General features: G+C 63.5%; 21 protein-coding genes. 19 read left to right on the top strand and 2 right to left on the bottom strand.

The features are described from left to right. Nucleotides 1-185: 185 nt before the first annotated feature. The 3 genes from ABVN20_RS16025 to selO are packed head-to-tail and all read left to right on the top strand — an operon-like array spanning nt 186 to nt 6,827. On the top strand, nt 186-1,928 hold the full coding sequence (locus ABVN20_RS16025) for a potassium/proton antiporter (protein ID WP_368556682.1): 1,743 nt from the start codon (nt 186-188) through the stop codon (nt 1,926-1,928). A gap of 36 nt (nt 1,929-1,964) precedes the next feature. After that, a complete protein-coding gene (mscK, locus tag ABVN20_RS16020; RefSeq protein WP_368556681.1) occupies nt 1,965-5,315 on the top strand; it encodes a mechanosensitive channel MscK in 3,351 nt (1,116 codons plus the stop codon). A gap of 48 nt (nt 5,316-5,363) precedes the next feature. Further along, the gene (gene selO / locus ABVN20_RS16015; RefSeq protein WP_368556680.1) at nt 5,364-6,827 is read left to right on the top strand and encodes a protein adenylyltransferase SelO; all 1,464 of its coding nucleotides are present in this window, start codon (nt 5,364-5,366) and stop codon (nt 6,825-6,827) included. Nucleotides 6,828-6,837: 10 nt separating this feature from the next. On the opposite strand, the gene ABVN20_RS16010 is transcribed toward selO, so the two are convergent. Next, on the bottom strand, nt 6,838-7,023 hold the full coding sequence (locus ABVN20_RS16010; RefSeq protein WP_368556679.1) for a hypothetical protein: 186 nt from the start codon (nt 7,021-7,023) through the stop codon (nt 6,838-6,840). 117 nt (nt 7,024-7,140) lie between these two features. Between ABVN20_RS16010 and trxC the strand changes: the two genes are divergently transcribed. Beyond that, nucleotides 7,141-7,575, top strand: coding sequence for a thioredoxin TrxC (trxC, locus tag ABVN20_RS16005; RefSeq protein ID WP_368556678.1), 435 nt, complete (start codon nt 7,141-7,143; stop codon nt 7,573-7,575). 567 nt (nt 7,576-8,142) lie between these two features. On the opposite strand, the gene ABVN20_RS16000 is transcribed toward trxC, so the two are convergent. Beyond that, complete coding sequence (locus ABVN20_RS16000) at nt 8,143-8,913, bottom strand: ParA family protein (protein WP_368556677.1); 771 nt, start codon at nt 8,911-8,913, stop codon at nt 8,143-8,145. Between the two features lie 354 nt (nt 8,914-9,267). On the opposite strand from ABVN20_RS16000, the gene ABVN20_RS15995 reads away from it, so the two are divergent. The 15 genes from ABVN20_RS15995 (at nt 9,268) to ABVN20_RS15925 (ending at nt 23,283) form a co-directional block, all read left to right on the top strand. Then, on the top strand, nt 9,268-9,993 hold the full coding sequence (locus ABVN20_RS15995) for a beta-ketoacyl synthase chain length factor (RefSeq protein ID WP_368556676.1): 726 nt from the start codon (nt 9,268-9,270) through the stop codon (nt 9,991-9,993). After that, the gene (locus tag ABVN20_RS15990; protein WP_368556675.1) at nt 9,969-10,778 is read left to right on the top strand and encodes a lysophospholipid acyltransferase family protein; all 810 of its coding nucleotides are present in this window, start codon (nt 9,969-9,971) and stop codon (nt 10,776-10,778) included. Before ABVN20_RS15995 ends, ABVN20_RS15990 begins: the two co-directional genes overlap by 25 nt. Beyond that, entirely contained in the window at nt 10,759-11,019 is a 261-nt protein-coding gene (locus ABVN20_RS15985) for a phosphopantetheine-binding protein (protein WP_192307628.1), read from the top strand. Before ABVN20_RS15990 ends, ABVN20_RS15985 begins: the two co-directional genes overlap by 20 nt. Nucleotides 11,020-11,028: 9 nt before the next feature. Next, on the top strand, nt 11,029-11,283 hold the full coding sequence (locus tag ABVN20_RS15980) for an acyl carrier protein (RefSeq protein ID WP_368556674.1): 255 nt from the start codon (nt 11,029-11,031) through the stop codon (nt 11,281-11,283). Further along, the gene (locus tag ABVN20_RS15975) at nt 11,280-11,825 is read left to right on the top strand and encodes a hypothetical protein (protein ID WP_368556673.1); all 546 of its coding nucleotides are present in this window, start codon (nt 11,280-11,282) and stop codon (nt 11,823-11,825) included. The genes ABVN20_RS15980 and ABVN20_RS15975 overlap by 4 nt, the downstream gene beginning before the upstream one ends. Next, the gene (locus ABVN20_RS15970; protein ID WP_368556672.1) at nt 11,822-13,501 is read left to right on the top strand and encodes an AMP-binding protein; all 1,680 of its coding nucleotides are present in this window, start codon (nt 11,822-11,824) and stop codon (nt 13,499-13,501) included. Before ABVN20_RS15975 ends, ABVN20_RS15970 begins: the two co-directional genes overlap by 4 nt. Nucleotides 13,502-13,626: 125 nt before the next feature. Beyond that, nucleotides 13,627-14,361 (top strand): glycosyltransferase family 2 protein, encoded by a 735-nt coding sequence (locus tag ABVN20_RS15965; RefSeq protein WP_368556671.1) that lies wholly within the window; start codon nt 13,627-13,629, stop codon nt 14,359-14,361. Continuing rightward, nucleotides 14,358-15,305, top strand: a complete 948-nt coding sequence (locus ABVN20_RS15960) for a glycosyl transferase (protein WP_368556670.1) — start codon at nt 14,358-14,360, stop codon at nt 15,303-15,305. The genes ABVN20_RS15965 and ABVN20_RS15960 overlap by 4 nt, the downstream gene beginning before the upstream one ends. After that, the gene (gene hutH / locus ABVN20_RS15955) at nt 15,286-16,830 is read left to right on the top strand and encodes a histidine ammonia-lyase (protein ID WP_368556669.1); all 1,545 of its coding nucleotides are present in this window, start codon (nt 15,286-15,288) and stop codon (nt 16,828-16,830) included. The genes ABVN20_RS15960 and hutH overlap by 20 nt, the downstream gene beginning before the upstream one ends. Next, nucleotides 16,823-17,248: an acyl-CoA thioesterase gene (locus tag ABVN20_RS15950; protein WP_368556668.1), complete on the top strand. Its 426-nt coding sequence runs from the start codon at nt 16,823-16,825 to the stop codon at nt 17,246-17,248. Before hutH ends, ABVN20_RS15950 begins: the two co-directional genes overlap by 8 nt. Continuing rightward, nucleotides 17,245-17,847 carry an outer membrane lipoprotein carrier protein LolA gene (locus tag ABVN20_RS15945; protein ID WP_368556667.1) on the top strand — a complete coding sequence of 201 codons (603 nt, stop codon included), beginning with the start codon at nt 17,245-17,247 and terminating at the stop codon, nt 17,845-17,847. The genes ABVN20_RS15950 and ABVN20_RS15945 overlap by 4 nt, the downstream gene beginning before the upstream one ends. After that, nucleotides 17,819-20,170 (top strand): MMPL family transporter, encoded by a 2,352-nt coding sequence (locus tag ABVN20_RS15940; protein WP_368556666.1) that lies wholly within the window; start codon nt 17,819-17,821, stop codon nt 20,168-20,170. Before ABVN20_RS15945 ends, ABVN20_RS15940 begins: the two co-directional genes overlap by 29 nt. Further along, nucleotides 20,167-21,327 carry a sodium:proton antiporter gene (locus tag ABVN20_RS15935; protein WP_368556665.1) on the top strand — a complete coding sequence of 387 codons (1,161 nt, stop codon included), beginning with the start codon at nt 20,167-20,169 and terminating at the stop codon, nt 21,325-21,327. Before ABVN20_RS15940 ends, ABVN20_RS15935 begins: the two co-directional genes overlap by 4 nt. Beyond that, nucleotides 21,314-22,561: an NAD(P)/FAD-dependent oxidoreductase gene (locus ABVN20_RS15930; protein WP_368556664.1), complete on the top strand. Its 1,248-nt coding sequence runs from the start codon at nt 21,314-21,316 to the stop codon at nt 22,559-22,561. Before ABVN20_RS15935 ends, ABVN20_RS15930 begins: the two co-directional genes overlap by 14 nt. Continuing rightward, nucleotides 22,558-23,283 (top strand): class I SAM-dependent methyltransferase, encoded by a 726-nt coding sequence (locus tag ABVN20_RS15925; RefSeq protein WP_368556663.1) that lies wholly within the window; start codon nt 22,558-22,560, stop codon nt 23,281-23,283. Before ABVN20_RS15930 ends, ABVN20_RS15925 begins: the two co-directional genes overlap by 4 nt. Nucleotides 23,284-23,290: the final 7 nt, after the last annotated feature.

The following is a 23,290-nucleotide window of genomic DNA, read 5'->3' as shown; positions in this document are numbered from 1 at the left end:
CATGGACGCTCCGCGTTCGGCTGTCGGGACGCAGAGCGTCCCGGGCTGCGTTCCTTTGCTGCACGTGGGAACGATCAGTGTTCAAACCCGTTTGACAGCATCACATTTCAACAGGTTAGAATCGCTGGCACGCAGACTACATGGTCAGTTTGTGCCCGCCTTTTCAGCTTTCTGGAGTACTGCCCTTGAATGCGACAACCATCAACAGCCTGTTCTTGATCGGCGCGTTGCTGGTAGGTGCAAGCATTCTGGTGAGCTCACTGTCCTCGCGCCTCGGCATCCCGATCCTGGTGATCATCCTGGCCGTGGGCATGACCGCCGGCGTCGATGGCGGCGGCATCATTTTCGACAACTACCCGACGGCCTACCTGGTCGGCAACCTCGCGCTGGCAGTCATCCTGCTCGACGGTGGCTTGCGCACCCGGGTCTCGAGTTTCCGCGTGGCGCTCTGGCCGGCCTTGTCGCTGGCCACGGTCGGGGTGTTGATCACCACCGGGCTGACCGGCATGGTCGCCGCCTGGTTGTTCGACCTGAACCTGATCCAGGGCCTGCTGATCGGCGCCATCGTCGGCTCAACGGACGCCGCGGCGGTGTTCTCGCTGCTGGGCGGCAAGGGCCTGAACGAACGGGTGACCGCCAGCCTGGAGATCGAATCGGGCAGCAACGACCCGATGGCGGTGTTCCTCACCGTGACCCTGATCGACATGCTCGCCAGCGGCCAGACCGGTTTGCACTGGGACCTGTTGCTGCACCTGGTGCGCGAATTCGGTATCGGTGGCGTGATCGGGCTGGGTGGCGGCTGGTTGATGCTGCAACTGGTCAACCGGATCAACCTGGCCACCGGCCTGTATCCGATCCTGGTCATCGCCGGCGGCCTGGTGGTATTCGCCCTGACCAACGCCCTGCACGGCAGCGGCTTCCTGGCGGTCTATCTGTGCGGCCTGGTGATCGGCAACCGTCCTGTGCGCAGCCGTCATGGCATTTTGCACATGCTCGACGGCATGGCCTGGCTGGCGCAGATCGGCATGTTCCTGGTGCTGGGCCTGCTGGTCACGCCACATGACCTGCTGCCTATCGCCCTGCCCGCCCTGGGCCTGGCCCTGTGGATGATCCTGGTGGCACGCCCGTTGTCGGTCATCGCCGGCCTGCTGCCGTTCAAGGCGTTCCATGGTCGCGAGAAGGCCTTCATTTCCTGGGTCGGCCTGCGCGGTGCGGTGCCGATCATTCTGGCGGTGTTCCCGCTGATGGCGGGGCTGCCCAATGCCCAGCTGTACTTCAACCTGGCGTTCTTCATCGTGCTGGTCTCGCTGCTGGTGCAGGGCACCAGCCTGCCGTGGGTGGCCAAGCTGCTGAAGGTGACCGTTCCACCCGAGCCGGCGCCGATCTCCCGCGCCGCCCTGGAAGTGCACGTCACCAGCGAGTGGGAGTTGTTCGTTTATCGCCTCGGCGCCGAGAAATGGTGCATCGGTTCACCCCTTCGCGAGCTGAAAATGCCCGAAGGCACCCGGATCGCAGCCCTGTTTCGTGGTCAACAATTGCTCCATCCGTCGGGTAGTACGGTGCTGGAAGTCGATGATTTGCTGTGTGTAATCGGCCATGAACACAACCTGCCGGCCCTCGGAAAACTGTTCAGCCAGGCACCGCAACGGGGTCTGGATTTGCGCTTCTTCGGCGACTTCGTACTCGAAGGAGACGCCCAGCTGGCCGCGGTTGCTGCCCTGTACGGGTTGAAGGTCGAAGGCATCGACCCGGACATGTCCCTGGGTCGCTTCATTGCACAGAAAGTCGGGGGTGCACCGGTGGTCGGCGACCAGGTGGACTGGAACAACACCCTGTGGACCGTCGCGGTCATGGACGGGAACAAGATCGGCAAAGTGGGCGTCAGATTCCCCGAAGGAAGTCGCCCGGGTCCCGGACTCTTCCTCTAAACTCCACACTTCGCCTTTTGTTCCCGATCGAAATCTATGTCGACCCTGCGTACCTTTTTCATCTCGGCCCTGCTGGGCCTGAGCCTTATCGTCGGCTCTGTGCAAGCGGCCGAACCGCCGTCCCGCGAAACCGTACAGGCCAGCCTGGACAAGATCGCCGATCGCAAATTGCCGGAAGCCGATCAGAAAGCCTTGCAGACCATTCTGCAAAACACCCTGACCCAGCTTGGCAATCAGCGTGACTACGAGCAGAAGCTGGCCGACATCAAGCAGCAACTGGCCACCGCTCCCAAGCAGACCATCGAGAACCAGCGCGAGCTGACCCGGCTCAAGGCCACCAGCGTGCCACCGGTGGCCCAGCGCTTCACCAAAGAGTCCATTTCCCAGCTGGAACAGATGCTCACCGAGCGTTCGACCCAGCAAAGCGACATGCAAAAGGCCCTGGCGGATGCCAACAGCCTGGTCATCACCGCCCAGACCCGTCCCGAGCGCGCCCAGGCGGAAATTTCCAGCAGCCAGACGCGCATCCAGCAGATCAACAACATCCTCAAGGCCGGTAAAGATGCCGGCAAGACCTTGAGCGGCGAGCAGCGCGACTTGCTCAACGCCGAGTTGGCGGCCCTCAATGCCTTGATCCCGCTGCGCCGCCAGGAACTGGCCGGCAACAGTCAGTTGCAGGACCTGGGTAACAGCCAGCATGACCTGCTCACGGAAAAATCCGACCGCCTGGACCGGGAAATCCAGGAACTGCAAACCCTGATCAACCAGAAGCGCCTGGCCCAGTCCCAGGAAACCGTGACGCAGCAGTCCATCGAAGCGCAGAAGTCCGGCGGCAGCGCCCTGCTGGCCAGCGAGAGCGCGGCCAACCTCAAGCTGTCCGACTACCTGCTCAAGAGCACCGACCGCCTGAACGTCGTCACCCAGCAGAACCTGCAAACCAAGCAGTTGCTGGACAACGTGACCCAGAGCGACGCGGCCCTGGACGAGCAGATCAACGTACTCAAGGGCAGCCTGCTGCTGTCGAAGATTCTCTACAAGCAGAAGCAGGGCCTGCCGCGCCTCAAGGTCGATCGTGACCTCGCCGACCAGATCGCCGACATTCGCCTGTATCAGTTCGAAGTGAGCCAGCAGCGCGAATTGCTCAGCAACCCGGCCACCTATGTCGATAACCTGCTGTCGACCCAGCCGCCCGAGCAGGTCACCCAGCAATTGCGCAAGAGCCTGCTGGAACTGGCCACCACCCGCGCCGACCTGCTCGAACGCCTGAACCGCGAACTCAGCGCGGTGCTCAACGAATCCATCACCCTGCAACTCAACCAGAAACAACTGCTGAGCACCGCGCAAAGCCTGCGCGCGACACTCGACGAGCAAATGTTCTGGATCCCGAGCAACAAGCCGCTGGACCCGGAATGGATGCGCGGCGTGCCCGAGCGCCTGCAACGCCAGATCGCCACCCTGCCGCTAGCCTCCAGCGTCAGCGAGTTGAGCGACGGCCTGACGCAGCGGCCGCTGCTGTTCCTGCCGCTGGTGCTGCTGATCGGCGCCCTGCTGTGGCGGCGCAAAAGCCTGTACGCACGCCTGAACAAGGTCCACCAGGACATCGGCCACTTCAAGCGTGACAGCCAGTTGCACACGCCCCAGGCGATCCTGATCAATATCCTGCTGGCGCTGCCCGTCGCCCTGGGCCTGGCCCTGTGTGGCCTGGCGCTGCAAATCGACGCGCGCGGGCAGAACGCCAACATGGGCGCGGCGCTGCTGCAAATGGCCATGGCCTGGCTGGTGTTCTACACCGCCTACCGGATCCTCGCCCCGGGTGGCGTCGCCGAACTGCACTTCCGCTGGGAAAAGCCCCAGGTCGAATTCCTGCAAGCCTGGGTTCGCCGGCTCGGCCTGGTGGTCATGGCCCTGGTGGCGGTGGTCGCGGTGGCGGAACTGCAACCGGCGGCACTGGCCGACGACGTGCTCGGCATGCCGGTGGTGCTGACCTGCTACGCGCTGATGGCACTGCTGCTCAGCCGCCTGCTGATCAGCAGCCCGACCCACAAGAACGCCTCGCTGTTCCGCAAGGCGGTCGGGGTCATGTTCACGGCCCTGCCGATCGCGCTGTTCGTGGCGGTGTGCTTCGGCTACTACTACACCGCGCTGAAGCTCAGCGACCGTTTGATCAATACCCTGTACCTGCTGATGTTCTGGCTGGTGATCGAAGCCACCTTCGTGCGCGGGCTCAGCGTCGCGGCACGGCGCCTCGCCTACCAGCGCGCCCTGGCCAAGCGTCAGGCAGCCAAAGAAGCCGGCGACGGCGAGGCGGTGATCGAAGAGCCGACCCTGGACATCGAAAAGGTCAACGAACAGTCCCTGCGCCTGATTCGCCTGGCCCTGCTGGGCGGCTTCATCGCGGCGCTGTACTGGGTCTGGTCGGACCTGATCTCGGTGTTCTCGTACCTGGACAACGTCACCCTCTACGAATACACCAGCGGCACCGGCGCCAACATGAGCATGGTGCCGATCAGCATCGGCGACATGCTGGGTGCGCTGATCATCATCGGCATCACCTTCGCCCTGGCGCGCAACCTGCCGGGCCTGCTGGAAGTGTTCGTGCTGTCCAAGCTCGACCTCGCCCAGGGCAGTGCCTACGCGACCACCACGCTGCTGTCCTACGTGATCGCCGGTGTCGGTTTCGTCTCGACCCTGTCGACCCTCGGCGTCAGCTGGGACAAGTTGCAGTGGCTGGTGGCCGCGCTGTCGGTGGGCCTGGGCTTCGGCATGCAGGAGATCTTCGCCAACTTCATTTCCGGGATCATGATCCTGTTCGAGCGCCCGGTGCGGATCGGTGACACCATCACCATCGGCAACCTGTCGGGCACGGTCAGCAAGATCCGCATCCGCGCCACGACCATCACCGACTTCGACCGCAAGGACATCATTGTCCCGAACAAGACGTTCATTACCGGGCAACTGATCAACTGGTCGCTGACCGATACCATCACCCGGGTGACGCTCAAACTCGGGGTCGACTACGGTTCCGACCTGGACCTGGTGAAAGAACTGCTGCTCAAGGCCGCACGGGAAAACCCGCGGGTGCTCAAGGAACCGGAGCCGCACGTGTACTTCCTCAACTTCGGCGAAAGCACCCTCGACCACGAGCTGCGCATGCACGTGCGCGACCTCGGCGACCGCAACCCCGTGCTCGACGAGGTCAACCGCTTCATCAACCGCGAGTTCAAGAAACAGCACATCAACATTTCGTTCCGGCAGATGGAGGTTTACCTCAAAAACACCCACGGCCAGGAATACAAAATGGTGCCGATCGAACCGGAAGCCAAAACCATCGTGCCGCTGCCAGGCAACAAACCGCTGCAAGAGCCACCACCGGCCAAGCTCGACTAACGCCCCTATCCCTAGCAGAATGCTCGGACATTCTGCTGGAGATGGCCGGTGAAAGCCCTCGACGAACTGACTTTCGATAACCGCTTCGACCGCCTGGGCGACGCGTTTTCCGCCCACGTGCTGCCCGAGCCCATCGACAATCCGCGACTGGTGGTCGCCAGTCCGGCGGCCATGGCGCTGCTCGACCTTGACCCGGCCGAAGCACAAACGCCGGAATTTGCCGAGCTGTTCAGCGGCCACAAGCTCTGGGCCGACGCAGTGCCACGGGCGATGGTCTACTCCGGGCATCAGTTCGGTTCCTACAACCCGCAACTGGGCGACGGCCGCGGCCTGTTGCTGGGCGAGGTGTACAACCAGGCCGGCGAGCACTGGGACCTGCACCTCAAGGGTGCCGGCCAGACGCCGTTTTCGCGCATGGGCGACGGCCGCGCGGTGCTACGTTCGTCGATCCGCGAATTTCTCGCCTCCGAAGCGCTCCACGCATTGAACATCCCGACCACCCGCGCACTGTGCGTGATCGGCTCCGACACGCCGGTGTGGCGCGAGAAACAGGAGCGCGCCGCCATGGTGCTGCGCCTGGCGCCGAGCCATGTGCGCTTTGGCCACTTCGAGTACTTCTACTACACCAAGCGCCCCGAGCAGCAAAAAGCCCTCGGCGAGCACGTGCTGGCGATGCACTTCCCACAATGCCTTGAACAGCCGGAACCGTACCTGGCGATGTTCCGCGAAGTCGTCGAGCGCAATGCCGAGCTGATCGCCAAGTGGCAGGCCTACGGCTTCTGCCACGGGGTGATGAACACCGACAACATGTCGATCCTGGGCATCACCTTCGACTTCGGCCCGTTCGCCTTCCTCGATGACTTCGACGCCAACTTCATCTGCAACCACTCCGACGACCAGGGCCGCTACTCGTTCAGCAACCAGGTGCCGATCGGCCAGTGGAACCTCAGCGCCCTGGCCCAGGCCCTGACGCCGTTCATCAGCGTCGAGGCGCTGCGCGAAACCCAGGGCCTGTACCTGCCGCTGTACCAGGCCCACTACCTGGACCTGATGCGCCGCCGCCTGGGCCTGACCACTGGCGAAGACGACGACCAGCAACTGGTGGAGCAACTGCTGCAACTGATGCAGAACAGCGGCGTCGACTACACCCTGTTCTTCCGCCGCCTGGGCGAAGAAGCCCCGGAGCAGGCGGTGGCGCGCTTGCGCGATGACTTCGTCGACCTCAAGGGCTTCGATGCCTGGGCCCAAGGCTACGTCGCCCGGGCAGGCCGCGACGGCGAACCGAACCAGACCCAACGCCGCCAGCGCATGCACGCGGTCAACCCGCTCTACATCCTGCGCAACTACCTGGCGCAGAACGCCATCGACGCAGCGGAAAAAGGCGACTACTCAGAAGTACGAAGACTGCACACGGTGCTGAGCAAGCCGTTCGAAGAACAGCCGGGGATGGACAACTACGCCAAACGGCCACCGGAATGGGGCAAGCATCTGGAGATCAGTTGTTCGTCGTGAGGAGGTCAATTTAGATAGGGAGCTCGCGCCCCGTCGAGTTCCCATTACAGGCAGAAGCGGTCTGCGCATTCAGGCCGGCCAACTCCTCGGCACCTTCCAAGAGCTGCGCAACGCTGTAACGGGTTTTGATCTCGGGACGCGCCAGTGACTCTTCCTGAACATCCGGCTCCATTTGCTTCATCACATCCAAATCCATGGGACAACTCCGAACTCTCGATTAGGGCATCAAAGTAGCACGCGAAAAAGTGCTTGATAATGCTCATCAGAGACTCCAGATAACCGGCATGAACCGCCCACAGCAAAGAGCCCGATCATGACCGACCCACTCCTCATTCCCTGCCCGCACTGCAACGGCCTCAACCGCATTCCCGCCGATCGCCTGGGCGATCAGCCCAAGTGCGGTCGCTGCAAGGCCGAAGTGCTGCTGAGCAAGCCTTTCGAACTCAAGCAAGGTGACTACGCCAGCCAGATCAAGGGCGACCTGCCGCTGCTGGTGGATGTGTGGGCGGACTGGTGCGGGCCCTGCAAGTCGTTTGCCCCAGTGTTCGAGCAAGCGGCCGCACAATTGGCGGGCAAGTGCCGGCTGGCCAAGCTGGACAGTGAAGCCAACCAGCAACTGTCGGCGCAGCTGGGGATCCGCTCGATTCCGAGCCTCATCCTGTTCAAAAATGGCCGGGAAGTGGCGCGCCAGAGCGGAGCGTTTCCGTTGCCGCAATTGATGAATTGGCTGCGCAGCCAGGGGATTTAGACTGCCTTTATAACGCGGGCTGCCTGAAAGCCCGCTGCGCCTGATCCACCATCGCGAGCATGCTCGCTCCTACAGAAAGCAAAACCACGATTCCACAGGCGACGCAGATTGCCCCGTCGGAAGGCCGAGTGGAGGTTCTGCGCAGTGGGCAACCCGGCATGGATGCCGGGTTAGCCGCCCTCGGCCAAGGATGGCCGATGGCGGCGGGCCCACGGAGCAGGACCGGAGCGAGGGAACCCTGAGCGTCAGCGAAGGGCCGTACGTCAGGGGCCAGGCGTTTTGGTTACTTTGGCGCGACAAAGTAACCCGCCGTAAGGGCGGAACCAATAGCAGGCGTGACCGCAGCAATGGATATGTACACCCGTCAGGCCGCCATCGCGAGCAAGCCCGCTCCCACAGGGGCGAAACCTGAAGCGGCCAGCAACAACGGATATGTACACCAGAAGGCCGCCATCGCGGGCAAGCCCGCTCCCACAGGGGCGGAACCTGAAGCGGCCGGCGGCAATGGATATGTACACCGGAAGGCCGCCATCGCGAGCAAGCTCGCTCCTACAGGGGCCGGTGGGTTCAGGCGCTTTCCAGAAGATTGTGCAACTCAAGAAACTGCTGGGTCAGCTTGTGTCGCGGGTCAAGATGAATCAGCGGCGTGCTGGCCTGATGCGACTCCCGCATACGCACCGACGAATTCAGATACACCGGCAACACCGGCAAACCCTCGGCGATCAACTCGTCGAGCATCTGCTGGGGCAGGCTGGCGCGGGCCTGGAACTGGTTGACGACGATCCCTTCGACTTCCAGCCCCTCGTTGTGATCCTCTTTCAATTCCTCGATTTCCGACAGCAGGCCATACAGCGCCTGACGGGAAAAACTGTCGCAATCAAAAGGGATCAGCACGCGATCAGCGGCAATCAGCGCCGAAACCGCGTAAAAATTCAGTGCCGGCGGCGTATCCAGGTAGATTCGGTCGTATTCCCCGTCCAGGTCTTCGAGCAATTTACGCAGCTTGTTGATCTTGTGCTTGGCCTCAAGCTTGGGCTGCAAGTCGGCCAATTCGGCGGTGGCGGTGATGACATGGAGGTTATCGAACGGAGTTTCGTAGATATCGACCCGGTTTTTCTTCGAAAAAGGCCCCGAAGACAGCGTCTGCTTGAAGAAGTCGGCAATGCCCATGGGGATGTCTTCACCCGTGAGGCCGGTGAGGTATTGAGTCGAATTGGCCTGGGCATCGAGATCCACCAGCAGGGTGCGATAACCCTCGCTGGCGCTGACCGCCGCCAGGTTGCAGGCAATGCTGGATTTGCCCACGCCACCTTTCTGATTGAACACCACGCGCCGCATGTCAAAACCTCCGTGTATCTAAAGAATGACCGAGTGTAGTAGTCCACGGCGCCGCTTTGCTACCTCCCTGGCAGAAGGACTACATCGTTCGGTACGCCCCCTCACCGCAAAAGCCGAAATCTCGCCCGCAAAACGCTCTCAAGGCTGATAGAAACAGCCAATGCAACATGGATAATCGGCGTACCACAGCAACGCACTCACCAGACGGTAAACTTCGTTGAGCAAAATGTAACCAGCATTTGCTACGTGCTCGCCGCACCGGGATAATGCGCGCCACTCTGCGCGCAGCGTCACGTCAGGTGAACCGCTGTTTTTCGACTCGCCGCGTCAAGAAAGCCCGCAGGGGCGGGATGAATGCCTGTGATCAACTTCAACATCGCCCAATGGCGCGCCTGGGCTCCCGGGTTCGAAAGTGCCGAAGACTGGCAGGCCTGGAGCCAACACCCGATCACGCCGCAAGGCAGCGACGCCGCCCCCGACGTTTCCTTTCTGCCGGCCATGCAACGGCGCAGGCTCAGCCGCCTCGCCCGAATGGCGTTCAGCGTCGGCTGGCCATTGGCCGATGGTCGGTCCGATTTACCGTTGGTCTTTATTTCCCGGCACGGCGAAACCCCACGCACCTTCGACATTCTCAGCGACCTGGCGGCCGAGCAGCCACTGTCGCCCACCCAGTTCAGCCTTTCGGTGCATAACGCGGTCATTGGCCTGTGGTCGATCATGCGTGGCGAGACCAGCGAAATGACAGCCCTGGCCGCCGCTGGCGACGGTCTGGAACACGGCATGCTGGAGGCTGCCGCACTGCTGGCGGAGGGAGCCCCCGCCGTGCTGCTGATCATTACCGAAGAACAGCCGCCCGAGGCCTATGGCAACTGGATCGACGATGTCCCGTTTCCTTACGCGGTCGGTTTGTTGCTGACACCCGGCAACGACTGGCAGCTGTCCCTGAACAGCACCCCGGATACGTTGTCCAAAGCCCACTGGCCGCATGCCCTGAATCTCTTGCCTGCCCTGCTCGGCCAGCACACTACCTGCCAACATGCCTGGAAAAATCGCGTATGGACCTGGCAACGCAACCTGTGAGCGAAAAAAACCGCGACGCCTATTACTGGCGTTGGCTGGCGACTGCCGCAAGCTTTGCCCTGTTCGGGATCGCCGGCCTGTGCCTGCGCCTGGTGATTTTCCCGCTTCTGGCCTGCCTGCCCGGCAATGCGGAAACCCATCGGCTGCGCGCACGCAAGACCGTCAGCCGCTGTTTCTGGCTGTTCGTGCGGATCATGGCGCGCAGCGGCGTGCTGACCTACGACATCCGCGGTGCGGAAAACCTCGGTCGCCCGGGACAGATGATCATCGCCAATCACCCGTCGCTGATCGACGTGGTTTTCCTGATCGGCCTGGTGCGCCATGCCAACTGCGTGGTCAAGAGCAGCCTGTGGGAAAACCCCTTCACCCGTGGTCCGCTGCGGCGCACCCAATACATCAGCAACGATGGCAGCATGGACATGCTCGACGCCGCCGCCGACGCCTTGAAAAGTGGCCAGACCCTGATCATCTTTCCCGAGGGCACGCGCACCCAGCCTGGACAAGCACCGGCCTTTCATCGGGGTGCCGCAGCGATCGCCCTGCGCGGTGCGAAAATCCTCACCCCGGTGGTGATCAAGGTCAATCCGACCACCCTGACCAAGGCCGACCCCTGGTATCGAATTCCCAAACGGCGCGTGCACTTCAGTTTCTGCGTGGGCGCCGATATAGACCCACAGGCCTTCGCTGCGCAAGGACCGGCGCCTCAAGCCTCGCGCAAGCTCAACGATTACCTGCATCACTACTTTACTCAGGAGCTCGCCGAAGATGAGCGATCTACACCGTGAAATCAAAGAACTGATCATTGATGCCCTGGGCCTTGAAGACATCAGTGTCCAGGACATCGGCGACGATCAGACACTGTTCGGCGAAGGCCTGGGCCTGGATTCCGTCGACGCCCTGGAGCTGGGCCTGGCGATCCAGAAAAAGTACGGCATCAAGATCGACGCCGACGCCAAGGACACCCGTAACCATTTCAGCAACGTGGCAAGCCTTGCGGCGTTCGTCACTGCAAAACAGGCAGCTTGAGACCGGAACATGCAAACTCGTGAAGACATTTTCAACACCCTGCGCGATGCCCTGGTCGAACTCTTCGAGCTGGACCGTGAACGTGTGAGCCTCGATTCCAACCTGTACCAGGACCTGGAAATCGACAGCATCGACGCCGTCGACCTGATCGACCACATCAAGCGTCAGACCGGCAAGAAAATCGCCGCCGAAGAATTCAAGTCGGTGCGCACCGTCAACGATGTGGTCGAGGCGGTCTACCGTCTGGTGCAACCAGCCGCATGAGGCGACTGATCGGCCTCGGCCTGCTGCTGGCGGGCCTGCTGTACCCCTTCGCGGTGTATTTCGGCATGGAGCATTTCGCGCCCTGGCAGTTCGGCCTGTTGCTGGGCAGCCTGTGGCTGGCGCGGGCGCTGACCGGGGTACGCAAGCCCGGCAGCCTGTGGATGGCCAGCGTCGCCATCGTGTTCTGCCTGCTGCTGGCGCTGTTCGACAGCCCTGCCATGCTGCGCTGGTACCCGGTGCTGATCAGCGGCTTCATGCTGGTGCTGTTCGGGTTGAGCCTGAAATACGGCCCACCGATGATCGAGCGCGTGGCGCGGTTGCGTGAGCCCGACTTGCCGGCCAAGGGCGTTCGCTACACCCGGCAGGTCACCATCGCCTGGTGCGTGTTTTTCTTCTGCAACGGATTATGCGCGGCCGCCCTGACCGTCTGGGCGCCGTTGAGTTGGTGGATGTTGTACACCGGCCTGATTTCCTACGGGTTGATCGGCCTGATGTTTGCCATTGAATGGCTCATACGACAACGGGTACGAGGCCGCCCATGAATTGGATAAAACTTGAGCAGCTGTTGCTCAAGGCACAACCACAACGCACCGTGACGGCCGCGCCGTCGCTGGATCACGCGCAACTGTGCGAACAGGCCCTGGGCCTGGCTGCCGCGTTGCAGGCCCAGGGCGTGCGGCGCATCGCCGTGCACCTGGAAGACGCCGCCGACCTGGCCATTGCCCTGCTTGGCGCGTGGCGTGCCGGGGTCAGCGTGCTGCTGCCGGCCGACCTGCAGCCGCAGACCCGCCAGCGCTGGGCGAACGACGTCGATCTGTGGCTGACCGACCAGGTCGATGATGCGCACCTGGACGATTATCGCCAGGCGCCAGCGACTCCCGCTGCCCTCGACCTCGATCACTGCACGTTGAGCCTGTGCACCTCCGGCTCCAGCGGTGAGCCCAAGCGCATCGACAAGACCCTGCGCCAGCTGGCCAACGAAGTCGAGGCCCTGGAGCAACTGTGGGGCGCTGACCTGGCGGATGCCTGGGTAATTGGCAGCGTCGCCACCCAACATATTTACGGCCTGCTGTTCCGTGTGTTGTGGCCGTTGTGCGCCGGCCGGCCATTCGTGCGCAAACAACTGGCCTTCCCCGAAGACTTGCAGCGTGCCAGCCGCGAGCATCCGGCATTTGCCTGGGTCGCCAGCCCGGCATTGCTCAAGCGCATGGGCGACAACCTCGACTGGCCAGCCTTGAGCGCGGTACGCCGGGTGTTTTCCTCGGGCGGCGCCTTGCCCGCCGAGGCAGCGCAGAGCCTGCAGCAACGCCTGCAACAATGGCCGACGGAAATCCTCGGCAGCTCGGAAACCGGCGGTATCGCCTGGCGCCAGGGCGATGCGCTGTGGCAAGCCTTTGCCGGTGTCGAATTGAGCCAGGACAGTGACGGCGCGCTGCTGATCGCCTCGCCGTACCTGCCATCCGGTCACATCGAGCACACCGCCGATGCGGCGCGAATCGCCGCCGATGGTCGTTTCGAACTGCTGGGTCGCCTGGACCGGATCGTCAAACTGGAAGAAAAACGCATTTCCCTGCCGATGCTGGAACAGGCACTCATGGACCATGAATGGGTCGCCGAGGCGCGTCTGGGCGTGGTCCAGGAAAATCGTGCTTCGCTGGGTGCGCTGCTGGTCCTCAGCGAAACGGGTTTGCATGCCCTGCGCAACCTGGGGCGGCGCGCGCTTACCCAGGCGCTGCGCCAGCACCTGAGCCAGCATTGCGAAGCCCTTGCCCTGCCGCGCCGCTGGCGCCTGCTGCGGCAGTTGCCGTTGAACACTCAGGGCAAGCTGCCCCAGGCTGACGTGGAAGCGCTGCTGATGGCGCCGCGTCCCAAGGCACCGGAAGTTCTCGAGCAGAGCGAAACCGAAGGCGAGTGGAGCCTGCAGCTGGCGGTGCCGCCGGACCTGGCCTATTTCAGCGGCCATTTCCCCCAGGCCCCGGTCTTGCCCGGCGTGGTGCAGGTGGAATGGGCGCTGCAACTGGGCCAGCAGTTGATGGACCTGCCGCCGAAATTCGCCGGCATGGAAGTGCTGAAATTCCAGCAACTGGTGCGTCCGGGGGATGAAATTCAGTTGCACCTGCGTTACGACCCGGCTCGCGGCAAGGTGTATTTCGCTTATCGCAATGAGACGGCGACGTGTTCCAGTGGGCGGATATTGCTGGAGGCCTTGGATGTTTAAGGTTTTTGGCGAGTGCTGTGCACTCGATCGCGAGCAAGCTCGCTCCTACAGGGGGGCGCGTTGTCCATTGTGGGAGCGGGCTTGCTCGCGATGCAGTCACCTCGGTTTAGCTGAGGTACACGGACATGCATAGCCCCTGCGCCATCATCCCGGTCTACAACCACGAAACCGCCATCACCACCGTGGTCGATGCACTGATCGACTGCGGCCTGCCGTGCATTCTGGTCGACGACGCCAGCGACAAACCTTGCGCGGCGGTGCTGGATCGGCTGGCACAGCGCGAAATGGTCTACCTGATTCGCCTCGCCGCCAACCAGGGCAAGGGTGGTGCGGTCATGACCGGCCTGCGCGAAGCTTCGCGCCTGGGCTTCAGCCACGCCTTGCAAGTGGATGCCGACGGCCAGCACGACTTGCAGGACGTGAAGGTGTTCATCGCGCAATCACGGGCCCACCCCCGCGCGCTGATCTGTGGTTACCCGCAGTATGACGACAGCGTGCCCAAAGGTCGCCTGTACGCGCGCTACCTGACCCACGTGATGGTGTGGATCAACACCCTGTCGCTGCAGATCCGCGATTCCATGTGCGGCTTTCGGGTCTACCCGCTACCGCCGGTGCTGGCGCTGATCGACTCGGCGCGGATCGGCAAGCGCATGGACTTCGATTCGGACATCCTGGTGCGCCTGGCCTGGCGCAACCAGCCGATGCGCTGGCTGCCCACCAAGGTGCATTACCCGCTGGATGGCGTCTCGCACTTTCGCATGTTCCACGACAACGTACTGATTTCGAGCATGCACACCCGGCTGTTTTTCGGCATGTTGCTGCGTGCTCCGGTGATCCTCTGGCGGCGGTGGCGCGCATGAGCGACGAAGTCGACAAGCAACACTGGGCCGACCGCCAGGAGCGCGGCAGCTTCTGGCTGATGAAATTCACCGCGTTCGCCGCCAAAGTGCTCGGCCGTCGCCTGCTCAGCCCGTTGCTGTACGGCATCGTCCTGTACTTTTTCCTATTCGGCCGCAGCGCCCGCCACAGCGCCTGGCAGTACCAGCAGCGCCTGGCCGACTGGAGCGGTCGCGCCCAATTGCGCCCCAGCCACTGGCGGGTGTTCGGCCAGTTCATGGCCTTCGCCGATTCGATGCTCGACAAGCTCGACGTGTGGAACGGCAAGCTGAGCATCGACCAGATCGAAATCATCGACCCGGCCCTGCTGCGCAATCAGTTGCGCGGCAGCCGCGGGCAATTGCTGGTGGGCGCCCACTTGGGCAACCTCGAAGTCTGCCGGGCGCTGGCGGAAATCGGCGAAAAGGTCACGATGAACGTGCTGGTGCACACCAAGCACGCCGAGCAGTTCAACCGCCTGCTCGGTGAAGCCGGCGCGACCAACCTGCGGCTGATCCAGGTCAGCGAGTTGGACCCGGTGATCATGCTGCAACTGCACGAACGCCTGGAGCGCGGCGAGTGGCTGGCGATTGCCGGTGATCGCGTGCCGCTGCATGGCGCACGCACGGTGACCGTGGACTTCCTCGGCCATCCAGCCAGGTTCCCGCAAGGGCCGTGGCTGCTGGCCGGATTGCTGAAGTGCCCGGTCAACCTGTTGCTGTGCCTGAAGAAAGCCGATGGCGATTATCGCCTGACCCTCGAGCCATTCGCCGACGCCATCATCTGGAAACGCAACGAGCGCGAACAGGTCATAGAACAATGGGCGACCCGCTACGCCGAACGCCTGGGCCACTATTGCCTTGAGGCGCCCCAACAATGGTTCAACTTTTACCCTTTCTGGAAGACCGATGACGACGCCAACGCTTGAGCCGGTAACCTTCGGCGAACTCCCTTTGCGCATCGAAGACGTGCGCGCGCTGGCCAGCCGCCAGGTGCCCACGCGATTGCAGGACGACCCGGCCTACCGCGAGCGCATCGCCAAGGGCGCGCGCTTCCTCGATTCGTTGCTGGACAAGGAAGGCGTGATCTATGGCGTGACCACCGGTTATGGCGACTCCTGCGTGGTGGCGGTGCCGTTGCATCACGTCGAGGCGCTGCCGCAGCACCTGTTCACGTTCCACGGTTGCGGGCTGGGCAAGCTGCTGGACGCCCAGGCCACCCGCGCGGTGCTGGCCGCGCGCTTGCAGTCGCTGTGCCACGGCGTGTCCGGGGTGCGCGTCGAGCTGCTGGAGCGCCTGCAAGCCTTCCTCGAACACGACATCCTGCCGCTGATTCCCGAAGAGGGTTCGGTCGGCGCCAGCGGTGACCTGACGCCGCTGTCGTACGTGGCCGCGACCCTGTCCGGCGAACGTGAAGTGATGTATCGCGGCGAACGCCGCCAGGCGGCCGATGTGCACCGCGAACTGGGCTGGCAGCCGCTGGTGTTGCGCCCCAAGGAAGCGCTGGCGCTGATGAACGGCACCGCCGTGATGACCGGCCTGGCCTGCCTGGCCTATGCCCGCGCCGATTACCTGCTGCAACTGGCGACGCGCATCACCGCGTTGAACGTGGTCGCCCTGCAGGGCAACCCGGAACACTTCGACGAGCGCCTGTTCGCCGCCAAACCCCATCCGGGGCAGATGCAGGTTGCCCGATGGCTGCGTCAGGATCTGGCCATCGACGCGCCGACCGCACCGCTGCATCGCCTGCAAGACCGCTATTCCCTGCGCTGCGCGCCCCACGTGCTCGGCGTGCTGGCCGATAGCCTGAACTGGCTGCGCTCGTTCATCGAGACCGAGCTCAACAGCGCCAACGACAACCCGATCATCGACGCCGAAGCCGAACGCGTGCTGCACGGCGGGCACTTCTACGGCGGCCATATCGCGTTCGCCATGGACAGCCTGAAAAACCTGGTGGCCAACGTCGCCGACCTGCTTGATCGCCAGCTCGCGCTGCTGGTTGACGAGCGCTACAACCATGGCCTTCCGAGCAACCTGTCCGGGGCCACGGCGGATCGCGCCATGCTCAACCACGGCTTCAAGGCCGTGCAGATCGGCGCCAGCGCCTGGACCGCCGAAGCCTTGAAAAACACCATGCCGGCCAGCGTGTTCTCGCGCTCCACCGAATGCCACAACCAGGACAAGGTGAGCATGGGCACCATCGCCGCCCGCGATGCGATCCGCGTGCTGGAGCTGACCGAACAGGTCGCCGCCGCGACCTTGCTGGCGGCCAACCAGGGCGTGTGGCTGCGCAGCCAGGCCGAGGACGCGCGGCCCCTGCCACCGGCCCTCGCCGCCATGCACGAAGCGCTGGCCCGCGACTTCGCCCCGGTCATCGAAGACCGCGCGCTGGAAGGCGAATTGCGCCTGTGCCTGCAACGCATTGGCGAACAACACTGGAGGTTGCATGCGTAGCAAGGGCGTTCTGCACACCGATACGCAAATCCTCGTGCCGTTCTTCGACGTCGACAGCATGAACGTCGTCTGGCACGGCCACTACATCAAGTACCTGGAAGTCGCCCGCTGTGCGTTGCTGGACCGGATCGGCCACAACTACAACGCGATGGTCGAGTCGGGTTACGCATGGCCGGTGATCGACCTGCAATTGCGTTACGTGCGCGCCGCCGTGTTCGGCCAGACGCTCAACGTGCGGGCCAACCTGGTGGAATGGGAAAACCGCCTGAAGATCAGCTACCTGATCAGCGACGTAGAGACCGGCGAGCGCCTGACCCGTGCCAGCTCGGTGCAGGTGGCGGTCGACATGCGCAACCGGGAGATGCAACTGGCGTCGCCCAAGGTGTTCACCGATGCCGTTGAAAGGGTCCTGGCATGAACCTGTTCGAACGCTTATTCGCCGCACTGGCGCTGTTGTGCCTGTCCTCGATTGCCCATGCATTCGACCTGCAACAGCTCAGCGATCAATTGGCCAGGCCCGAGGTGATCCACGGCCAGTTCACCCAGGAAAAACACCTGCGTGCCCTGCCCCAGCCACTGACCAGCCAGGGCACCTTCGTTCTGGCGAAAAACCACGGACTGCTGTGGCTGCTCAAGACCCCGCTGCAACAGGATTACCGCATCACCGCCAAGGGCATCGCCCGGCGTGACGCCGGTGGTTGGCAAATGCTGCCGGGCAAGAGCGCCGGCGCCGAGCAGAACCGTTTGTTCCTCGCCGTTTTGCAAGGCGACAGCAGCGGCCTGCAACGGGACTTCGAACTGTCCCTGAGCGGTGATGCGCAAAATTGGACCCTGGCGCTGGTCCCACGCTCGCTGCTGCTCAAGCAAGTGTTCAATCAGATCAACATCACCGGCGGTGAACTGGTGAACAGCATCGAACTGCTGGAAACCCAGGGCGATCGCACGCTATTGCGCATGCGCGACAGCACCAGCACCCTGCCCTTGAGCGATGCGGAGCAAACCGACTTTGCCGAGTGAACGCGCGTTGCCACGCCTGTTTCTGCTCCTGCTGCTGGCAGTGCTCGCGCTCGCCGGCTGGCAATGGCGCGACGGTGCGCCGCTGTCGGCCAATCTGATGGAGCTGGTGCCAGGCACCGCGCCGGATGCCCTGGAACTGCGCGCCGAACAGCGCATGCAGGAGCCGCTGAACCGCGAAATGCTGGTGCTGGTCGGTCATGCCGATCGCCAGCAAGCCGTCGCCATGGCGCAACGGTTGGGCGAGCAATGGCAGGCCAGCGGTTTGTTCGAAAAGGTCCAGTGGACCCTGCAGGCCGACCTGCCGGCACTGCGTACGCAACTGCTGCAAGGTCGTTTGGCGATGCTTTCGGAAACCGATCGCCAGCAACTGATCGAACACCCCGACGCCTTTATCCAGCAGCGCGTGCAAGCGTTGTTCGACCCCTTCACCGGGTTCAGCCTGGTGCCGAGCCAGGATGACTGGCTGGGCCTGACCGGGCGCATCCAGAACAGCCAGCCGCAGCATGGCTCGGTGCAACTGGACATCGGCAGCGGCGCGCTGGTGGCCGATGCCGATGGCAAGAGCTGGGTGTTGCTGCGGGCACGCACCACCGGCAACGCCTTTGATATGAACCTGCCGCTGCAAGTGGCCGAGCTGCTCCAGCACAGCCGTGAACAGGCGGCCCGTGCCGACGTGCAACTGCTGGCGGCCAGCGGCCTGCTCTACGCCGCCAACGGCCAGCAGCAGGCCACGCGCGAAATCACCTGGGTCGGCGGCGGCGCCACCGTCGGCATTCTGCTGTTGCTGTTGCTGGCCTTCCGGCGCTGGCGGGTGTTGCTGGCCTTCGTTCCGGTACTGGTGGGCATGCTGTTCGGTGCGGTGGCCTGCGTGGCGCTGTTCGGGCGCATGCACGTGATGACGCTGGTGCTCGGCTCCAGCCTGATCGGCGTCGCGGTGGACTACCCGCTGCACTACCTGTCCAAGAGCTGGAGCCTGCGTCCCTGGCACAGTTGGCCGGCGTTGCGCCTGACCCTGTCCGGCCTGACGCTGAGCCTGATCACCAGTTGCATCGGTTACCTGGCGCTGGCCTGGACGCCGTTCCCGGCCCTGACCCAGATCGCCGTGTTCTCCGCCGCCGGTCTGGTTGGCGCCTACCTGTCGGCGGTGTGCCTGCTGCCTGCGCTGCTCAAGGGTGCGGATCTGCGCCCGGCGCAGTGGCCGTTGCGGGTCTGCGAATTTCTCCTGGCGCGACGCGAAGCGCTGCTGAAGGTCCTGCGGACGCCAGTGCTGCTGGCGTTGCTGATTGCCTTCTGTGTGGGCGGCCTGCTGCAACTCGAGAGCAAAAACGACATCCGCCAATGGATCGGCGCACCGGCGCAATTGACCGACGAAGCCAGGGCCATCGCCCGCATCACCGGCTATCAACCCACCAGTCAGTTCTTCCTGGTGCGGGCCGCTGATCAACAACAATTGCTCGAACGCCAGACCGCCCTGAGCGAGCGCCTGGATCAGTTGGTCAACCTGGACAAACTCAACGGTTACCTGGCGCTCAATCAACTGGTCAGCCCACCCAGTGAACAGCGTCAGGTGCGCGAGGCCCTGAGCCAGCTACCCCGCCACTGGCAACCGCTGCTGGCCGTGGGCGTTCCCCTCGACGCGCTGAAAGCCGAACTGACGACGTTGCAGGCATTGCCCACCACAGACATCGACAGCGCGTTGACCGGGCCGTTGGCCGAACCCTACCGGCCCTTGTGGCTGGGTGCGACCGACGACGGCGTGGCCGCCATGGTCAGCCTGCAAGGCCTCAACGACTCCACGCTGTTACGGGTGCAGGTCCAGGACCTGCCGGGTGTGCAACTGGTGGATCGCCTCGGTGACCTGAACAAGGTCTTCGCCCAGACGCAGATCAGTGCCGCCGAACTGAAACTCGCCTCCTGCGCGCTGATCGTGCTGGTGCTGATGCTGCCGTTCGGTCTTGGTGGTGCGTTGCGTATCGTCGCCCTGCCGCTGCTGGCGGCGTTGTGCAGCCTCGCCAGCCTCGGCTGGCTCGGTCAGCCGTTGACCCTGTTCAGCCTGTTCGGCCTGCTGCTGGTCACCGCGATCAGCGTCGACTACGCGATCCTCATGCGCGAGCAGGTCGGTGGTGCCGCCGTCAGCCTGCTCGGCACCCTGCTGGCCGCACTGACCACCTGGCTGTCGTTCGGCCTGTTGGCGGTGTCCAGCACGCCGGCGGTGAGCAACTTTGGCCTGTCGGTGAGCCTGGGCCTGGCATTCAGCTTCCTGCTCGCGCCATGGGCCGGTCGCCAGGCGCATGCCGCCACCGTCGCGGAGCCCGCAGCATGATGATCGTGTTGTTCTGGGCCATGGCCCTGGCGTTGTTCGCCGTGGCCACGCGGCTGGGCCGGCACTTCGGCCTGATCCCGATCGTCAGTCAATTGCTGTTGGCCACCATCGGCCTGCCGCTGCTGATGTACTTCTGGATCGAGCCGCACTGGCAGTTGAGCGGCGCGGCGCTGGTGGCGCCGGGCTGGCTGAAAAACCTCTACAGTCTGAGCTTCGCCCTGTTGCTGGGGTTTATCCTCAGTGACGTGATCGACCTGCGACTCGATCGCCAGAGCCTGAAAATCGCCCTGCCGAGCTTTTGCGTGCCGTTCGCCTGCGGGCTGGCGACGGCTATCTGGCTATTGCCGGCACAACCCTGGATCAGCTCGCTGGCGGTCGGCTTGCTGTTCGCCATTACCGCGATCCCGGTGTTGTATCTGTACCTGCGCCATATCGGTTACCCAAGCGCAGCCACCCGCCGACTGGTACAGACCGCTATCCTGATCGACCTCACTTGCTGGACGGTTTTCGCCATTGCCCAGGGCAGCCTGCACTTGAGCAGTCTGTTGCTGCCACTAGCCTGCGCCGGTGTGCCATTGCTGCTGCGCGGCGTAGGTCTGCGCCAGCCAAAGCTGTACAGCATCGGCTTCTTCGCGCTGCTGGTGATGGCCGAGCACTACAAGCTCAATGCATTGATTGTTGGCATCGGTTATCTGCTGTGCATGGCCGCGCTGAAAGTACCGCTGGTACTGCCGCTGCCGGCGCACTGGATCACGCGTTTGCAGACCTGGGTCGCGATCCCGCTGATCCTCACCTTCGGTATCGTGCAGATCAACGTCCACAGCGCCATGGACAGCCTGAGCGGGTTGCAGCTGTGCGCGCTGCTGCTGTTTCCGGTGGTCAGTAAACTGCTCGGCAACTGGCTGGGCCTGGGCTGGGCCGGCGCCTCGTTCTCCGGTGCCAGCCGCTGGCGCGAAAGTGTGCTGCTGAACATTCGCGGTTTGAGCGAGATCGTCTTTCTCAACCTGCTGCTGCAACAACAGCTCATCAGCCCGCCGCTGTATTTCGCGCTGATGCTGATGGGCCTGATCGCGACGCTGATGCCGGCCTTGGTCGGCATGCATCGAATGCCCTTGAACGCTGCCGAATCGCAAAGGAGTCCGCATGCCAACCGTTGAAATGGAACGTCGCCAGGTCGTGATCATCGGTGCCGGCCCTTCGGGCGCCATCGCCGCCGCCCTGCTCAAGCGCAAGGGGCATGACGTGCTGGTGATCGAGCGCCAGCACTTTCCACGGTTTTCCATCGGTGAAAGCCTGCTGTCCCATTGCCTGGACTTCGTCGAAGAGGCCGGCATGCTCGATGCCGTCAACGCCGCCGGCTTCCAACTGAAAACCGGTGCGGCGTTCGCCTGGGGCGAGCAAACCAGCCAATTCGACTTCGGCGACACCTTCAGCGGCGGCAAACCGACCACCTTCCAGGTCCTGCGCGCCGATTTCGACAAGCTGCTGGCCGATCAGGCAGCGCTGCAAGGCGTGGACATTCGCTACGGCGAAACCATCGTCAGCGTCGATATCGAGCGGGCAAAACCGCTGTTGGGCGTACAGCGCGAGGACGGCAGCGCGTACCAGATCGAAGCGGATTTCATGCTCGATGCCAGCGGCTACGGTCGTGTACTGCCACGCTTGCTGGACCTCGAGGCGCCGTCGAACTTCCCGGTGCGCCAGGCGGTGTTCACCCACATCGAGGACAACATCGACCATCCGGGCTTCGACCGCACGAAAATCCTCATCACCACCCACCCGACCCAGCGCGACATCTGGTTCTGGACCATCCCGTTCAGCAATGGCCGCTGCTCGCTGGGCGTGGTCGCGGCGGCGGAGCACTTCGCTGCGCGCCCGCAGGACCTGGACGACTGCCTGCGCCAGTTCATCGCCGAGACGCCCAGCCTGGCCGGCATACTCGGCAAGGCCGTGTGGGACACCCCGGCACGCGCCATCGGCGGCTATTCGGCCAACGTCAAGGCGCTGCACGGGCCGGGCTTTGCGTTGCTGGGGAATGCCGCGGAGTTCCTCGATCCGGTATTCTCCTCCGGCGTGACCATCGCCATGCGCTCGGCAAGCATGGCCGTCGCCGTCCTGCACCGCCAGTTGCAAGGCGAAAGCGTCGACTGGCAGAGCGAGTTCGCCGAGCCGCTCAAGCGTGGCGTCGACACGTTCCGCTGCTACGTCGAAGGCTGGTACGCCGGCACCTTCCAGGATGTGATTTATCATCCCGGCAGCTCACCCGATATCCGCCGCATGATCAGCTCGATACTGGCCGGTTACGCCTGGGACGAACGCAACCCGTTTGTCGCCGAACCCAAACGCCGACTGCGGATGCTGTCAGAACTCTGTGCAAGGGACGCAACATGAATTACTTGAGCGACAACTACGTCGAAGAAACCCGCTTTGGCCTCTGGTTCCTGCGCAGCCACACCTGGCAGCACCACGTGCTGCGCGTCGCGATCAATGACCTGCGCAGCCTGTTCAGCGAACCGTTGCCCGACCAGCCGGTGCTGCTCGATGCCGGTTGCGGCCAGGGCAAATCGTTCCAGCACCTGCACCAGACGTTCGCGCCCAAGCGCCTGATCGGGGTCGATGCCGACCCACACAGCCTTGAGGTCAGCAGCGCCGAGGCGGCCCGCCTGGGCATGCCGGTGGAGCTGATCGGCAGCGACTGCGCCACCCTGTCGGTGCCGGACGCCAGCGTCGACCTGCTGTTCTGTCACCAGACCTTCCATCACCTGGTCGAGCAGGAAAAGGCCCTGGCCGAGTTCTACCGTGTGCTCAAGCCGGGCGGTTACCTGCTGTTCGCCGAATCCACCGAGGCCTACATCGACACCTGGGTCATCCGCTGGCTGTTCCGCCACCCCATGCACGTGCAGAAGAGCGCCGCGCAATACCTGCAGATGATTGCCCACCAGGGCTTTGAGTTCACCCCGCAGAATGTGTCCTACCCCTACTTGTGGTGGAGCCGCTCCACGGATTTCGGCCTGCTCGAACGCTTCGGCCTGCGCCAGCCAAAACCCTTCGGACAACGGGAAGAAACTCTGGTCAACGTGGTGGCGCGCAAGCCGCTGGAAAGGGTTGCCTGATGTTCAC

It is taken from the genome of Pseudomonas sp. MYb118, assembly GCF_040947875.1.
Taxonomy (GTDB): domain Bacteria; phylum Pseudomonadota; class Gammaproteobacteria; order Pseudomonadales; family Pseudomonadaceae; genus Aquipseudomonas.
This window is presented reverse-complemented; position numbering and strand designations above follow the sequence as displayed.

Excerpts from the sequence above, each read along its gene's own strand:
- mscK (WP_368556681.1), top strand. The coding sequence starts at position 1,965 with ATGTCGACCCTGCGTACCTTTTTCATCTCGGCCCTGCTGGGCCTGAGC.
- ABVN20_RS16010 (WP_368556679.1), bottom strand. The coding sequence starts at position 7,023 with ATGGATTTGGATGTGATGAAGCAAATGGAGCCGGATGTTCAGGAAGAG.
- trxC (WP_368556678.1), top strand. The coding sequence starts at position 7,141 with ATGACCGACCCACTCCTCATTCCCTGCCCGCACTGCAACGGCCTCAAC.
- ABVN20_RS16000 (WP_368556677.1), bottom strand. The coding sequence starts at position 8,913 with ATGCGGCGCGTGGTGTTCAATCAGAAAGGTGGCGTGGGCAAATCCAGC.
- ABVN20_RS15995 (WP_368556676.1), top strand. The coding sequence starts at position 9,268 with ATGCCTGTGATCAACTTCAACATCGCCCAATGGCGCGCCTGGGCTCCC.
- ABVN20_RS15990 (WP_368556675.1), top strand. The coding sequence starts at position 9,969 with ATGGACCTGGCAACGCAACCTGTGAGCGAAAAAAACCGCGACGCCTAT.
- ABVN20_RS15985 (WP_192307628.1), top strand. The coding sequence starts at position 10,759 with ATGAGCGATCTACACCGTGAAATCAAAGAACTGATCATTGATGCCCTG.
- ABVN20_RS15980 (WP_368556674.1), top strand. The coding sequence starts at position 11,029 with ATGCAAACTCGTGAAGACATTTTCAACACCCTGCGCGATGCCCTGGTC.
- ABVN20_RS15975 (WP_368556673.1), top strand. The coding sequence starts at position 11,280 with ATGAGGCGACTGATCGGCCTCGGCCTGCTGCTGGCGGGCCTGCTGTAC.
- ABVN20_RS15970 (WP_368556672.1), top strand. The coding sequence starts at position 11,822 with ATGAATTGGATAAAACTTGAGCAGCTGTTGCTCAAGGCACAACCACAA.
- ABVN20_RS15965 (WP_368556671.1), top strand. The coding sequence starts at position 13,627 with ATGCATAGCCCCTGCGCCATCATCCCGGTCTACAACCACGAAACCGCC.
- ABVN20_RS15960 (WP_368556670.1), top strand. The coding sequence starts at position 14,358 with ATGAGCGACGAAGTCGACAAGCAACACTGGGCCGACCGCCAGGAGCGC.
- hutH (WP_368556669.1), top strand. The coding sequence starts at position 15,286 with ATGACGACGCCAACGCTTGAGCCGGTAACCTTCGGCGAACTCCCTTTG.
- ABVN20_RS15950 (WP_368556668.1), top strand. The coding sequence starts at position 16,823 with ATGCGTAGCAAGGGCGTTCTGCACACCGATACGCAAATCCTCGTGCCG.
- ABVN20_RS15945 (WP_368556667.1), top strand. The coding sequence starts at position 17,245 with ATGAACCTGTTCGAACGCTTATTCGCCGCACTGGCGCTGTTGTGCCTG.
- ABVN20_RS15940 (WP_368556666.1), top strand. The coding sequence starts at position 17,819 with ATGCGGAGCAAACCGACTTTGCCGAGTGAACGCGCGTTGCCACGCCTG.
- ABVN20_RS15935 (WP_368556665.1), top strand. The coding sequence starts at position 20,167 with ATGATGATCGTGTTGTTCTGGGCCATGGCCCTGGCGTTGTTCGCCGTG.
- ABVN20_RS15930 (WP_368556664.1), top strand. The coding sequence starts at position 21,314 with ATGCCAACCGTTGAAATGGAACGTCGCCAGGTCGTGATCATCGGTGCC.
- ABVN20_RS15925 (WP_368556663.1), top strand. The coding sequence starts at position 22,558 with ATGAATTACTTGAGCGACAACTACGTCGAAGAAACCCGCTTTGGCCTC.